Annotated in this window: 11 protein-coding genes; 6 read left to right on the forward strand and 5 right to left on the reverse strand. The window is 43.3% G+C overall.

Annotated elements, in window-relative coordinates; genetic code table 11:
* The first annotated feature begins 28 nt into the window (after positions 1 to 28).
* The 6 genes from JMY05_RS03020 to JMY05_RS03045 all read left to right on the forward strand — a co-directional run bounded on the left by JMY05_RS03020 (position 29) and on the right by JMY05_RS03045 (position 9749).
* Positions 29 to 820: an SDR family NAD(P)-dependent oxidoreductase gene (locus tag JMY05_RS03020; RefSeq protein ID WP_045445518.1), complete on the forward strand. Its 792-nt coding sequence runs from the start codon at positions 29 to 31 to the stop codon at positions 818 to 820.
* 143 nt (positions 821 to 963) lie between these two features.
* A complete protein-coding gene (locus JMY05_RS03025) occupies positions 964 to 1554 on the forward strand; it encodes a L,D-transpeptidase family protein (protein ID WP_045445521.1) in 591 nt (196 codons plus the stop codon).
* 434 nt (positions 1555 to 1988) lie between these two features.
* Positions 1989 to 4586 carry an ATP-dependent chaperone ClpB gene (gene clpB, locus JMY05_RS03030; RefSeq protein WP_045445524.1) on the forward strand — a complete coding sequence of 866 codons (2598 nt, stop codon included), beginning with the start codon at positions 1989 to 1991 and terminating at the stop codon, positions 4584 to 4586.
* A gap of 188 nt (positions 4587 to 4774) precedes the next feature.
* Positions 4775 to 6028 carry a PQQ-dependent sugar dehydrogenase gene (locus JMY05_RS03035; protein ID WP_045445527.1) on the forward strand — a complete coding sequence of 418 codons (1254 nt, stop codon included), beginning with the start codon at positions 4775 to 4777 and terminating at the stop codon, positions 6026 to 6028.
* Positions 6029 to 6204: 176 nt separating this feature from the next.
* The gene (locus JMY05_RS03040; RefSeq protein WP_045445529.1) at positions 6205 to 7857 is read left to right on the forward strand and encodes a BCCT family transporter; all 1653 of its coding nucleotides are present in this window, start codon (positions 6205 to 6207) and stop codon (positions 7855 to 7857) included.
* Between the two features lie 236 nt (positions 7858 to 8093).
* Complete coding sequence (locus JMY05_RS03045; protein ID WP_201614135.1) at positions 8094 to 9749, forward strand: BCCT family transporter; 1656 nt, start codon at positions 8094 to 8096, stop codon at positions 9747 to 9749.
* A gap of 123 nt (positions 9750 to 9872) precedes the next feature.
* On the opposite strand, the gene JMY05_RS03050 is transcribed toward JMY05_RS03045, so the two are convergent.
* From JMY05_RS03050 to nth, 5 genes are all read right to left on the reverse strand, one after another.
* The gene (locus tag JMY05_RS03050) at positions 9873 to 10205 is read right to left on the reverse strand and encodes a hypothetical protein (protein ID WP_045445531.1); all 333 of its coding nucleotides are present in this window, start codon (positions 10203 to 10205) and stop codon (positions 9873 to 9875) included.
* Between the two features lie 319 nt (positions 10206 to 10524).
* A complete protein-coding gene (locus JMY05_RS03055; protein ID WP_201614137.1) occupies positions 10525 to 10896 on the reverse strand; it encodes a DUF3144 domain-containing protein in 372 nt (123 codons plus the stop codon).
* 72 nt (positions 10897 to 10968) lie between these two features.
* Entirely contained in the window at positions 10969 to 12135 is a 1167-nt protein-coding gene (metK, locus tag JMY05_RS03060; protein WP_045451444.1) for a methionine adenosyltransferase, read from the reverse strand.
* Between the two features lie 162 nt (positions 12136 to 12297).
* On the reverse strand, positions 12298 to 12894 hold the full coding sequence (locus tag JMY05_RS03065) for a DJ-1/PfpI family protein (RefSeq protein WP_201614139.1): 597 nt from the start codon (positions 12892 to 12894) through the stop codon (positions 12298 to 12300).
* Between the two features lie 325 nt (positions 12895 to 13219).
* On the reverse strand, positions 13220 to 13915 hold the full coding sequence (gene nth, locus JMY05_RS03070) for an endonuclease III (protein ID WP_201560714.1): 696 nt from the start codon (positions 13913 to 13915) through the stop codon (positions 13220 to 13222).
* Positions 13916 to 13979: the final 64 nt, after the last annotated feature.

The raw sequence follows: 13979 nt of genomic DNA on the forward strand, positions 1-13979 counted from the left end.
AGTAAAAATATTAATAAAAGGAATAATTATGCACATTGAACAACAGAGCTTTTTAGTCACAGGCGGTGCGTCAGGTTTGGGTGAGTCAGTGGTCCGCGCTATCGTTAGTCAGGGCGGCAAGGTCGTCATTGCTGATTTGAATGAGTCAACTGGGCAAGCTTTGGTTAATGAGCTAGGTGACAATGTACGCTTTGTACGTTGTGATGTGACCAGTGGCGCTGATGTCCAAGCTGCGGTTGATAAGGCTGAAGAGGCATTCGAGGGTCTGCAAGGTTCTATCAACTGTGCGGGCATTGCCGTTGTGCAAAAGCTGCTGGACCGTGATAACAACCCAGCGGATCTCGATGCTTTTAGTCGTGGCGTCAATATTAATCTTGTCGGTTCCTTTAATGTCGCGCGTCTGGTCGCAGCCAGTATTGCAAAGCGTGTAGAAAATGCCAATAACGCAGACAGCCCCATAGAGAAGAACGCTGATAATGGCGTCATTATTAATACGGCTTCTATCGCGGCTTTTGATGGGCAAGTAGGGCAAGCAAGCTATTCATCGTCAAAAGCAGGTGTCGTCGGTCTGACTTTACCGCTAGCACGTGAGCTGGCACGTCACGGTATTCGCGTCATGACTATCGCGCCGGGCGTCTTTGCCACTCCGATGATGGAGACCATTCCTGAAAAAGCGCGCGAGCAACTAGAGGCGGGCGTACCTTATCCTAAGCGTCTGGGCAATCCCAATGAGTTTGCCAGGTTGGTCATGCATATCATTGATAATGCCTATCTCAATGGAGAAGTCATTCGCTTAGATGGCGCGATTCGTATGGTGTAATGGTATTAACGAAGTTTTTATATTCAAAAAATCCTAATGTTATCCATGAAATTTTCACAAAAACTGGCATGATGCTTTGGTAAGTTAATAGCGTGGTATGTTGCCATTTCACTCTTTAACGCCAAACGGAGTTATTAAAGCCTATGTCATTTTTTTCTCTACATTTTAGCAAAAAGCCGCGTCGATTGTTCGTTGTGATAGGACTGGGGCTGACCACCATTATGAGCACCAGTGCGATAGGGTATGTCAAAACAGCCTCCTCGGATGCAAAAAGTACAGGCAATAATGGTCAGCCTATTTCCAGTACGGTGGTTATCGATAAAGTTTTTGTCGATAAATCCGACCGTATTTTGCAGCTATTGAGTGGTGATAAAGTCATTAAGTCCTATCGTATTGCGCTAGGGGATAGTCCGGTTGGTCATAAACAGCAGCAAGGCGATGAGCGTACACCCGTGGGGGCGTACATCTTAGATTATAAGAATGAGAACTCTATTGCCCATCGCTCCATCCATATAAGCTACCCCAATGTTGCTGACAAAGCTCGGGCACGATCACGCGGCGTTCATCCTGGTGGTGATATTATGATTCATGGGCAGATGAACGGCTTCGGTCATCTAGCGTGGATTAACCAACAACGTGATTGGACCGATGGTTGCATTGCGGTCACTGATAATGAGATGGATGAGATTATGGCGGCAGTTAAGGTTGGTACATCGATAGAAATTGTAGAATGAGCGTTATGTTAATGCTGGCTATCGTGTAGTAAATTTCTAGCAGTTACAGCGCATTAAAATCTTTGCTATTGCTGTCTCTTGCTTGCCTTTCATTGTTGAGCAAGCTTCTCTTTTAGTTGTTTTTTTTATTTATCCTCTTGAAATACTCTCTTAGTGTGCCTATTGATAGTTTGTGATAATATCATTGCTATAGGTAAGGTTTTTACCTATATAAAATCTTACTATTTTTCAGTATTTACTAGTAAGTCATAGATATTGATTGACAACTTGCATAAGTAGGTTGAAATCTTGTATGTTATACCCTATATATATAACAACTAACGGTGATTGAAGCACGATAAAATTGACGATAAGCGCTATGTTTAAATGCTGCGCGTTCGGTATTTTATGTTGCATCCACTGACTGATAATACTAATTATAAAAGGACACAATTATGAGGTTCGAAAAATTTACCCAGAAACTACAATCAGCCATTCAAGAAGCACAGAGCCTAGCATTGGGGCGTGACCATACAGGTATTGATCCTGTGCATCTGCTTGCAGTATTGCTACAGGATGAGTCTAATTTATCTATCTGCCAACAAGCAGGCGCGTCTATCCCTGCGCTAAAGAATGGTGTGGCAAAGGCGCTCGACAATCAAGCAACGATTAGTGAGCCAACCGGCGATGTGAATTTAAACCCAAATTCGGTTAAAATTTTGAACTTGGCAGACCGTCAAGCGCAAAAAGAAGGCGATGATTTTATCGCCACTGAATGGGTGATGTTGGCGCTCGCTGAGCAAGGTGAAACCAAAAAGATATTTGAGAGTGCGGGCGTAACAGCGAGTAAATTAAAAACAGTCATTGAGCAATTGCGAGGTGATGATACCGTGAATAATCAAAATGCTGAAGATCAGCGTGATGCGCTGAATAAATATACCATCAATCTAACTGAGCAGGCGGAACTTGGTAAGCTTGACCCTGTGATTGGTCGCGATGAAGAGATTCGTCGTACCATTCAAGTACTGTCACGTCGTACCAAAAATAATCCAGTACTGATTGGTGAGCCAGGTGTTGGTAAAACGGCTATCATTGAAGGTTTGGCACAAAAAATCATCAATGGTGATGTGCCAGAAGGACTACGCCGCAAAGAAGTGTTGTCGTTAGATTTGGGCTCATTGATTGCGGGTGCAAAATTCCGTGGTGAGTTTGAAGAGCGACTCAAAGCGGTGCTCAGCGACTTATCAAAGCAAGAAGGCAATGTCATCTTATTTATCGATGAGTTGCATACTTTAGTAGGTGCTGGTAAAGCCGATGGTGCGATGGATGCCGGTAATATGCTAAAGCCTGCGCTTGCGCGTGGTGAGCTACACTGTGTCGGTGCGACAACTCTCGATGAGTATCGCCAGTATATCGAAAAAGATGCGGCGCTTGAGCGTCGTTTTCAAAAGGTACTGGTCGATGAGCCAACGGTCGAAGACACCATTGCGATTTTGCGTGGTCTAAAAGAGCGTTATGAGCTGCATCACGGTGTTGATATCCAAGACAGCGCGATTATTGCTGCTGCGCGGATGAGCCATCGTTATATTACCGATCGCAAGCTGCCAGATAAAGCGATTGACTTGATTGATGAAGCGGCCAGTCGTTTACGTATGGAGATGGACAGCAAGCCTGAAGCCTTAGGTAAGCTTGATAGTCGCTTGATTCAGTTGAAAATGCAGCGCGAAGTGCTCAAAAATGAAGAAGACGCTGGTGCGCAAGCCGAGCGTAAAGTGCTTGATGCACAAATTGAAGAGCTAGAAAAAGAGTACGCTGACCTTAATGAGATTTGGCAAGCAGAAAAAGCCTTGGTCAAAGGCAGTCAGCAGCTAAAAGACGAGCTGGATAAAGCGCGTATCGCCTATGACAAAGCCAGTCGTGAAGGTGATTACGAGACTATGAGTAAGCTGCAGTATGAGACGATTCCGCAGCTTGAGCGCCGCATTACTGAGTCTGACTTGGCAGAACAAAAAGAGCAGACAGGCGAAGGTAGTGGTGTAAAACTACTACGTAACAAAGTCACGGATAATGAAATTGCCGAAGTCGTAGCGGCAGCGACAGGTATTCCTGTGAGTAAAATGATGCAAGGCGAGCGTGACAAGATGATAGCGATGGAAGAAAAGCTCCATGAACGCGTCATCGGTCAAGATGAAGCAGTCGAAGCGGTCGCCAATGCGGTACGCCGTAGCCGTGCTGGTCTGTCTGATCCGAATCGCCCTTCAGGTTCGTTCTTATTCTTAGGACCAACGGGTGTCGGTAAGACTGAATTGACCAAGTCACTGGCGAACTTCTTATTCGATAGTGAAGATGCGATTGTTCGTATCGACATGAGTGAGTATATGGAGAAGCACAGTGTCAGTCGTTTGGTGGGTGCGCCTCCAGGTTATGTGGGTTACGAAGAAGGTGGTGCATTAACCGAAGCGGTACGCCGTAAGCCTTATAGTGTGATTTTGTTTGATGAAGTTGAAAAAGCGCACCCTGATGTGTTCAATATCTTGCTACAAGTATTGGACGATGGTCGCTTAACGGACTCACAGGGTCGCGTGGTGGACTTCAAAAACACGGTCATCATTATGACCAGTAACTTGGGTTCGCACAAAATCCAAGAGATGGTCGGTGAAAGTTACGAAGACATCAAAGCTGAGGTGATGGAATCAGTTGGGCAGCATTTCCGCCCAGAGTTTGTCAACCGTATCGACGAGATTGTGGTATTCCATCCGCTCGGTATGTCGCAGATGTCAGGTATTGCTGCGATTCAGTTGGATCGCTTACGCCAGCGTTTGCATGAGCGTGAGATGGATATTGAGTTATCAGCTGATGCGATGAACAAACTGGTTGCGATTGGTTATGATCCTGTCTATGGCGCACGCCCACTAAAACGTGCGATCCAGCAGGAAATTGAAAACCCATTGTCATTGAAGCTATTGGCTGGTGATTTTGGCGCAGGAGATATCATCAAAGTCGATGTCGGCGCAGATGATAAGTTGGTGTTTGAGAAACGTAGCATGAATTAATATCTAACCCTAACTGACCGTGGTTTAAAACCAACCTCTTACTTGCCTATTTTTTCTACAGGCAGGTAAGGGGTTTTTTGTGCGCTATTATTATTTACGGTTTGAGTGCTTTGACTATGTTATAAATAAACTAAGCACTAAAAACTAAGCAATAGGAATAAGACATCAACAGTTACGGAGATGACAAAATGACGATCATCGGTATGCAGCACCTAAGCACGCCATTAATGTTACCGATAATGATCAGCGCACTGCTGTTTAGTGCTCCCGCTTGCTCCAATCAAACTGCCGTCAATACCCATGAAGACCTGACAGACTATAAAGAAGGGCAAGCCTCTGCTAGTGAATCGCTAGCAAGTACCGAAAAACCTACCTTTATCACCAAGAAAATTGCCACGTTTGATGAACCTTGGGCAATGACAGCATTACCTACCGTTAATAATAAGCCCCCTAAATTACTTGTCACCCAAAAGACAGGCGAGTTATTCATTGTTGATACGGCAACAGGTGCCAAGACAACCATCAGTGGTATACCGAAAGTGGCTTACGGTGGGCAAGGCGGTCTTGGTGATATCGTTTTTGCACCAGATTTTGCTACTTCTAATCATGTCTATATGAGCTACGTTGAAGCAGGGAATGATACTGATAATAATAAGTTTGGTGCTAAAGTTATCAAAGCGACATTGATAGGATTAAATACAGCCAAGCCTCGTTTGCAGGATATTACGCCCATTTGGGAGCAAACACCGAAAGTAAAAGGGCAGGGGCATTATAGTCATCGCTTGCTGTTCTCGCCTGACGGAAAATATTTATATATCAGTTCAGGCGAGCGCCAAGAAAAAACACCAGCACAGGATATGAGCGTCAATTTAGGCAAAATTATTAGGTTAAATCTTGATGGCTCAGTGCCAGCAGACAATCCATTTGCAGATAATAGCAATGACATTGCCGCACAGTTTTGGAGTATAGGACATCGTAATGTATTGGGTATGGCATTCGATGAAAAAGGTAGGCTTTGGGCGCATGAGATGGGACCACGGGGCGGTGATGAATTTAATCTTATTGAAAAAGGTCATAACTACGGCTGGCCAATCGTATCAAATGGGCGTAACTATACAGGAACGGATATTCCTGACCATGAGACGCGCCCTAATTTTACGCCGCCTAAAATTAGTTGGACGCCAGTGATATCACCGTCCTCGATGAGTATTTATAACGCTGGACAATATAATGATTTCCCAGCGTGGCAAGGTAATGCGCTCATTAGTGGCTTATCATCTAAAGCGCTGATAGTCGTCGATTTTGATGAAAATAGCCACGCGACTGAGCGCTATCGCTATGATATGGGCGAGCGTATTCGTAGTGTGTTAAATGTAGATGGACAAGTTTGGGTATTAGAAGATGGCGATAATAGTGGATTATTACAATTGATTCCGCAGTAGTGATTAGTAGCCATTGCTCTTCGACTTTCCAAGCGTTTGCACTATTGTAGGTTAGGCTGCTAAATGGTTTTGGTCTATTTCTGTCAATAAGAAAAACGTAAATAGCTAATTAGATTTGATAGTTGAGAGGTATCTTGTTAAGGTATTCTTCCTAAAAAACTAAGGCTAACAAACAAATGGATCATGTAAAAGTTGGCAGGTTAGGCCCTTTTCCACGGGTAAGTAAACCTGTGTTTATTACTTCAGCGCTACTTATCGTTGGATTTATTATCTTTGGTGCTTTCTTTACTGAAACCGCTGGTGTGTTATTTAGCTTTTTGCAGAACTTTATTACGGATAAGTTCGGCTGGTTATTTATTATTTTAGTAAATTTAGCATTGTTGCTTTGTATTTATCTCGCGATGAGCCGTTATGGCGATATTCGTCTAGGTGCACAAACTGAGACGCCACAGTACAGTTTGTTCTCATGGATAGGGATGTTGTTCTCTGCTGGTATTGGTATAGGATTGGTATATTGGGGGACAGCTGAGCCCTTGTATCATTTTATGGCACCACCACTCGGAGAAGCGGAAACGATAGAAGCCGCCAAGCAAGCCATAAATTTCACATTCTTGCATTGGGGCTTACATGCATGGGCGCTATACGCGATTGTTGCATTGTCTTTGGCTTATTTTCACTTTCGCCGTGGATTGCCGTTATCGATTCGCTCAACGCTTTATCCTCTATTGGGCAAAAAAATCTATGGCTCGTGGGGACATGCCGTTGATATCTTAGCGGTATTTGGTACGATGTTTGGTGTGGTAACGTCGCTTGGTCTTGGCGTTATGCAGATTAATTCAGGACTTGAGCGATTATTTGGTGTTCCTAATAATCTAACGATACAGATCGGTCTGATTGTTTTCGTTACTATTTTAGCTGCTTTTTCCGTCATGATGGGCTTAGACAAAGGTATTAAGCGCTTGAGCGATATTAATATCGGACTGACGGCAATCCTACTCGGGTTTATGGTCATCTTAGGGCCGACGCTTTTTATCTTTGATAGCTATCTTGAAAATGTTGGCAATTATCTTTCGGTAGTTGTACCGCTAGGTCTGTGGGGTGAATCGTATGAAGGTCAAGAAAACTGGCAGTCATCATGGACGATATTTTATTGGGCATGGTGGGTAAGTTGGGCACCGTTCGTTGGCGTATTTATCGCGCGTATCAGTCGTGGTCGTACCATTCGTGAGTTTATATTGGGTGTTTTATTGATTCCCATGCTGATTCTGTTTTTTTGGTTCACCACTTTCGGTGGCGTTGCTATCCATATGGAGCTTTTAGCGGCGCTTGATCCCGCTATGGCCAGCCCAGGATTGGTAGAAGCCGTGCAAACGGATTTTGGTAGTGCAATTTTTAAATTGGTTGAATTTTATCCATTGGCACAACCAGTCACCTTAATGATTGTCGTTATGATTGTCCTTTGGTTTGTGACTTCATCCGATTCAGCAAGCTTTGTGATTGATATGTTGACCGCAGGTGGTGATACCAACCCACCAAAAATCCAGCGTTTATTCTGGGCAAGTACGGAAGGTATCATTGCTGCTGTTTTGCTTGCTGCTGGTGGACTAAGTGCATTACAAGCAGCGGCTATCGTTGCAGGATTACCCTTTGTTTTAGTAGTATTTGCGATGATGTATGCGTTACTTCGTGGTTTGAGCCGAGATCGTTTGATACTGTATCGCGCTCAGCAGCACTTTATCACCGAAGAATCCGCAGATCATAATTCAGCCAATGAGTTTGCTGATGAGCACTTGTTAAAAGGACCACCTAAAATTGTAAAAGGTGATTAGTAGATTATATATATCAGCTTTAATACTGTTTTTATGAAATGAATCAGGCAGTTAGCTTATTCTTTTTTTACGTAAAAATACAATATAACAATTGTGATTTGAAATCCTAAGATGCATCGTTATCTTAGGATTTTTTTATTTGTTGACCAATAGCAAGGTTACAAAGTGTCTGATTCGATTTGATAGTTGTGCAGTATCTTGTTAAGGTGAGCCCCTTCAAAAATTGAGATGACTAAATGGATCATGTAAAAGTTGGCCGCTTAGGCCCTTTTCCACGGGTAAGTAAACCTGTGTTTTTAACTTCAGCGTTATTAATTCTTGTGTTCATTATTTTTGGTGCTCTTTTTAATGAGCAAGCAGAATTGTTATTTGGTCATGCCAAAGCATTCGTGTCTTTGCGTTTTGGCTGGTTCTTTATTGTGGTGGTCAACTTAACGTTGGTGATGAGTATTTACATGATATTTAGTCGTTATGGCGATATCAGGCTTGGTCATCAAAATGAGAAACCAGAATACAATCTAGTATCTTGGATTGGCATGCTATTTTCCGCGGGTATCGGTATTGGTCTGCTCTATTGGGGTACGGCTGAACCCTTGTACCATTTTATGGCGCCGCCGTTAGGAGAAGCTGAAACAGTGGCTGCCGCCAAGCAAGCGATGAATATCTCGTTCTTGCACTATGGTTTGCATGTATGGGCGCTCTATGGCATGGTCGCGTTGTCATTGGCTTATTTCCATTACCGAGTGGGCTTACCGCTGGCCATCCGTTCGACACTATATCCTATATTGGGCAAAAAGATCTATGGTGGTTGGGGTCATACGGTCGATACACTAGCGGTATTTGGTACGATGTTTGGAGTAGTGACCACTTTAGGTCTTGGGGTATTGCAAATTAACTCAGGTCTTGAGACGTTATTTGGCATACCCAATAATATTACAGTGCAAATTATTTTGATTGCCTTAATCACTATGTTGGCAGGTCTGTCTCTATTTATGGGGCTAGATAAAGGGATTAAGCGCTTAAGTGATACCAATATATTATTTACTGTGATATTGCTCAGCTTTGTGATTATTTTAGGCCCGACCCAGTTTATCTTTAATAGCTTTGTAGAAAATATTGGCAATTATTTGCATCAAATTGTGCCATTAGGTCTTTGGACAGAATCGTATGATGGTCAAGAAAACTGGCAGGCATCATGGACGATTTTCTATTGGGCATGGTGGATAAGCTGGTCGCCTTTCGTCGGTGTGTTCGTAGCTCGTATCTCTCGTGGTCGAACCATTCGTGAGTTTATATTAGGGGTGTTATTAATTCCTATCACCATCTTGTTCTTATGGTTCACCGCTTTCGGTGGTTCAGCCGTTAATATGGAATTAATGGCAGCCGCTGATCCCAATCTCATTAGTCCTGGCTTGATTGAGGCTGTCCAAGCAGATACTGGCAGTGCCATCTTCAAACTGATGGAATCTTATCCATTTACGTCAGCTTTGAACTTGCTTATCGTAGTGATGATTGTGCTTTGGTTTGTCACGTCATCGGATTCTGCCAGTTTTGTCATTGATATGTTGACCTCAGGTGGCGATGCCAATCCACCGAAAATTCAGCGCCTATTTTGGGCGGGTACAGAGGGTGTCATCGCTGCCGTACTATTAGCAGCAGGTGGATTGAGTGCGCTACAAGCAGCTTCCATTGTGTCAGGTTTCCCTTTTGCGATTGTGATAGTCGTTATGATGTACTCCTTATTACGCGGCTTGAGTCGAGATCGTTTGATACTGTATCGCAACCAGCAGTGGTTTGTCACCGAAGAGTCAGCAGAGCATAATTCAGCCAATGAATTTCGTGATGAAGATTTGTTGACAGGCCCACCTGATCTTGAAAAACCTGAAGGTTAGATTTTATTGATCTGAAAAATAATAAAAAAGCACCCGCTTATGATTAAGCGGGTGCTTTTTCATGTGATTTGATTGTCTTTTTTCGTTTGATATAAAGCATTTACACAAAGTTATGAAGCAAGATTATGAGCACTGTCCTTTAACATAACTTACTGCTGCCGTTGTGCCACATGCCGAACATGAGTTGCCCGCAGTGCGATAACTAAATCCTGAGCTGGTTTTTACTTTGACACACACAGGATCGTATTGCGCGGTGCACATCGTTTGCTCAGGGTTGTAAGGTGGGCATTTGATGAAAGGGTTGTCGCTGTTCTGTTGGCTGTGCCTAGTGCTATGAATAGGGGCGGTGTCAGGCGTATCGATGCTTTGGATGTTATTACAGCCAGCTAAGGCAATAGTGACTGATAACCCTAATAATGACAGGCATAATCGCCATGATTTGAATAAGTGGTTCATAATCATATGTCCTTATAAATAGTGTTCGGTAAGTCCCTGTTATCGATAGCTGGTTACAACCATGTGATGAACAAGGTGGTTTTAATTGATAGTAGCCTATTTATCAGCAGTCATCTACCAAATCATGATTAATAAAAAACCCAAGCCTATGATTAAGCTTGGGTTTGAGCACCACTATAGTCATTCCACTATAAAAATATTACTGCGTTAACCTCGCTTGAAGTATTAAATATACATCTACACTCGGTTGCCTTGTACTACTTTTAAATTGAACCGACTATACCAGCCGTTTTATAAATGCCAGCTAAAGGCGATAGAACTATTTGGCTGCTTTGTCATCTTGATTAAGCTGAACATATTTATCAAAGTTCTGCGCATAATCAGTCAGGTTGTCGCTCAGCATTTGGCGATACTGTTTGACATAAAATTCAACGATATCATCTTTTTCTTTGGCAAAGTCATCGCCTTTGACAAAGCCGATAGAGGCGACAGATGCGCTATAACGTGCTGCGGCATAAAGTAGTGATGCGCCTACTTGTCCTGAATGCGCTTCAGAACCCAACTGACTGTTTGCGATACCAATAATGGCATCAGCACGTTGATAAAATGCCTGCATTTCAGGGGTAATCTCAATGTTAGCGTCAACATTGCTGTCTTGAATGTTGTTGTCTTGCATATTGTCTTGAGACATAAGCGACTCCTAATAAGTGTCGGTAATTTTAAATTTATAAAGTGGGTTTGTAAGGGGTGAAACGTGATATTTTTACAAACCAGCGTCTGCTTTTAATATCTCAGCTTTGTCTGTTTTTTCCCACGTAAAGGCAGTTTCAGAGCCAGGACGACCAAAATGACCAAAAGTCGCCGTTTGCTGATACATTGGTTGTAATAAATTTAGCATACGGGTAATGCCATAAGGGCGCAGATCAAAATGGGTGCGAATCAGACGGATGATTTCATCATTGCTGATTTTATTCGTACCAAAAGTATTGACCGAGATAGAGGTTGGTTCAGCGACACCAATGGCATAGCTAACCTGTATTTCACAGCGCTCAGCAAGTCCTGCAGCGACGATATTCTTAGCCACATAACGTACGGCATATGCAGCACTGCGATCTACTTTTGATGGATCTTTACCACTGAATGCACCGCCGCCATGACGCGCCATACCGCCATACGTATCAACAATAATTTTACGACCTGTCAATCCAGCATCACCAACAGGGCCGCCAATCACAAACTTACCCGTTGGATTGATATGATAGCGCGTGCCAGCATGCAATAATTCAGCAGGCAATACTTGTTTGATGATAGATTCCATTATTGCTTCTTGCAGATCTTTTTGCGAGATACTTGGATCGTGTTGTGTTGATAGCACCACAGCATCAATGGCAACAGGCTTGCTACCATCATATCTTAACGTCACTTGCGCCTTGGCATCTGGACGTAACCAAGGCAACTCGCCTGCGCGGCGCAGCTCAGATTGGCGTTCCATCAAGCGATGAGCAAATTCGATAGGGGCTGGCATCAAGACATCAGTTTCATTGCTGGCATAGCCAAACATAAGACCTTGGTCACCTGCGCCTTGCTCTTCAGGGTCGCTACGATCGACACCTTGAGCGATTTCAGGAGATTGTTTGCCGAGCATGTTGATGACCGCGCATGTTTCGCCATCAAAGCCTAAGTCTGAGTGGTGGTAACCAATACCGTTTACAGTATCACGCACGATACGCTCAACGTCGATATTTGCCGTCGTGGTGACTTCACCTGCTAGTATCACAGCACCTGTTTTAACCAAGGTTTCGCATGCCACGCGTGCATGCAAATCTTCACGTAAGATGGCGTCAAGGATGGCATCTGATATTTGGTCAGCCATTTTATCAGGATGACCTTCGCTCACAGATTCTGAGGTAAATAAGTTGTATTCACGCATAATGGGATCGCTTAATTGCAGGGACTGTATTCTACGAACTCAGTCATTATTAAATGTATATAAAAATAAAAGGCGAAAACGAATAAAAAAATTAGCACATTTTACCGTGTATCGAGGTAAAACTCTAGCGATGGATAATACTAAGAAGTAACTAGGCATGGATTAACCATGGTAAAAGTCATCCATCTCGCTATTTTCTTGCCAGCGATATTCAGTATAGTGAGCGATCTGGCGCGCTATATCGATGTCATGTCTGTCGGCGATAAAGCCAAGCGCCATGTCCATACCTGCACTGACACCTGAGGACGTATAAAATTTGCCATCAACAACCCAGCGTGCTTGCTCTGCCCAATGGACTTTGTCAGATTGCGCTATCACCCATTGCCATGACAGCTTATTAGACGTTGCGCGCTTGTCATCTAAGACGCCAGCCTTAGCCAACAATGCGCTACCCGTACAAACGCTAAGTACCCAATCAGCATGGTCAACCAAGGTTATTAACGTCTGCAAAAATGGTCGGTGATTGATTTGCTGGCGAGTACCCATGCCGCCAACCATCAACAAGATATCAGTCTGGTGCGCTAACTCGCTGACAGCGACTGTCTGCATCGCAACGCCATGCTTACTATGAATAATGCCACCGTTTAAGGAGGCAAATTGCAGACGATAATGCTCAGGTAAGCAGCCAAACATCTCGATAGGTCCAAATAGATCTAAAGTCTCAAAATCATCGAATAATAGCGCGGTCAGTGTCTGCATCTGGCTTCCTGATTTTTAAATAATATTTACAAAAGTAAGTGGGCGTCTACTGCTTTTTGAACCACGCTATTCATGCTTTTTGCATATAAAGTAGATAAATTAAACCTTCTATAACTAGGGCGTGTCCTCATTTTAAAAATGGTGATAAAAATGAGATAAATTGCCGTCAAACAAGGAAAATAGCGCACATAATATCGAGATATTAAGAAGCTATTTGACGATGTTTGGCAAAATTTAGCTATTTTTAGCCCATTTAGAAAGTAATCGATTGAATTGAGGACACGCCCTAGAGCAGTTATCGTTCTAAAAGCGATCGTTCTAAAAATTATAGCTCCAAAAACTTGGCTTTGTCTTTAAACATACATTCGTCATAAACAGGACACGCACCGCATTTAGGTGTACGGGCTTGGCAGGTATAGCGCCCGTGCAAAATAAGATAATGATGCGCATCCACGATGAAGTCATCTGGGATACGCTCGACCAACTTATTTTCAACGATCAAGACGTTCTTGCCAGTAGCCAGCCCCGTACGATTACCTACCCGAAAGATATGAGTGTCGACCGCCATGGTTGGCTGACCAAAAGCGGTATTTAACACCACATTGGCGGTTTTACGCCCAACGCCAGCGAGAGACTCTAAGTCTTTGCGGTTATCAGGGACGGTGCTATTAAATTTCTCAATTAAGTCTCGGCAAGTTTTGATGACATTTTTGGCTTTGGCATTATATAAGCCAATATTTTTGATATAAGATTTTAGACCGTCTTCACCCAATGCCAAGATTGCTTCAGGTGTATTTGCTACGGGATATAATTGCTTGGTAGCAATATTGACGCTCACATCCGTCGCCTGCGCAGACAAGATGACCGCGATCAGCAGCTCAAAATTACTCTTATAATTCAATTCCGTAACTGGCTCATCAATCGTCGCTGCCAGCTTTTCAAAAAATGGACGCACGTCACGATTGGGCATTCGTCTCGATGGCGGGGTATCGGCAGTTTTATGTTTGACGGTTTTACTCATAGTATTCTTACTATTTTTTGGCTATTGATAGTTAATAACTGATACAAGATATCGGAATAAATTT

Origin of the sequence: Psychrobacter sp. JCM 18902 (assembly GCF_904846615.1) — a bacterium.
Taxonomy (GTDB): Bacteria; Pseudomonadota; Gammaproteobacteria; order Pseudomonadales; family Moraxellaceae; genus Psychrobacter.

Bases quoted from the DNA above. Each gene is read 5' to 3' on its own strand.
- JMY05_RS03045 (WP_201614135.1), top strand. From the start codon at position 8,094: ATGGATCATGTAAAAGTTGGCCGCTTAGGCCCTTTTCCACGGGTAAGT.
- JMY05_RS03050 (WP_045445531.1), bottom strand. From the start codon at position 10,205: ATGAACCACTTATTCAAATCATGGCGATTATGCCTGTCATTATTAGGG.
- metK (WP_045451444.1), bottom strand. From the start codon at position 12,135: ATGCGTGAATACAACTTATTTACCTCAGAATCTGTGAGCGAAGGTCAT.
- JMY05_RS03025 (WP_045445521.1), top strand. From the start codon at position 964: ATGTCATTTTTTTCTCTACATTTTAGCAAAAAGCCGCGTCGATTGTTC.
- JMY05_RS03040 (WP_045445529.1), top strand. From the start codon at position 6,205: ATGGATCATGTAAAAGTTGGCAGGTTAGGCCCTTTTCCACGGGTAAGT.
- JMY05_RS03065 (WP_201614139.1), bottom strand. From the start codon at position 12,894: ATGCAGACACTGACCGCGCTATTATTCGATGATTTTGAGACTTTAGAT.
- JMY05_RS03020 (WP_045445518.1), top strand. From the start codon at position 29: ATGCACATTGAACAACAGAGCTTTTTAGTCACAGGCGGTGCGTCAGGT.
- nth (WP_201560714.1), bottom strand. From the start codon at position 13,915: ATGAGTAAAACCGTCAAACATAAAACTGCCGATACCCCGCCATCGAGA.
- clpB (WP_045445524.1), top strand. From the start codon at position 1,989: ATGAGGTTCGAAAAATTTACCCAGAAACTACAATCAGCCATTCAAGAA.
- JMY05_RS03035 (WP_045445527.1), top strand. From the start codon at position 4,775: ATGACGATCATCGGTATGCAGCACCTAAGCACGCCATTAATGTTACCG.
- JMY05_RS03055 (WP_201614137.1), bottom strand. From the start codon at position 10,896: ATGTCTCAAGACAATATGCAAGACAACAACATTCAAGACAGCAATGTT.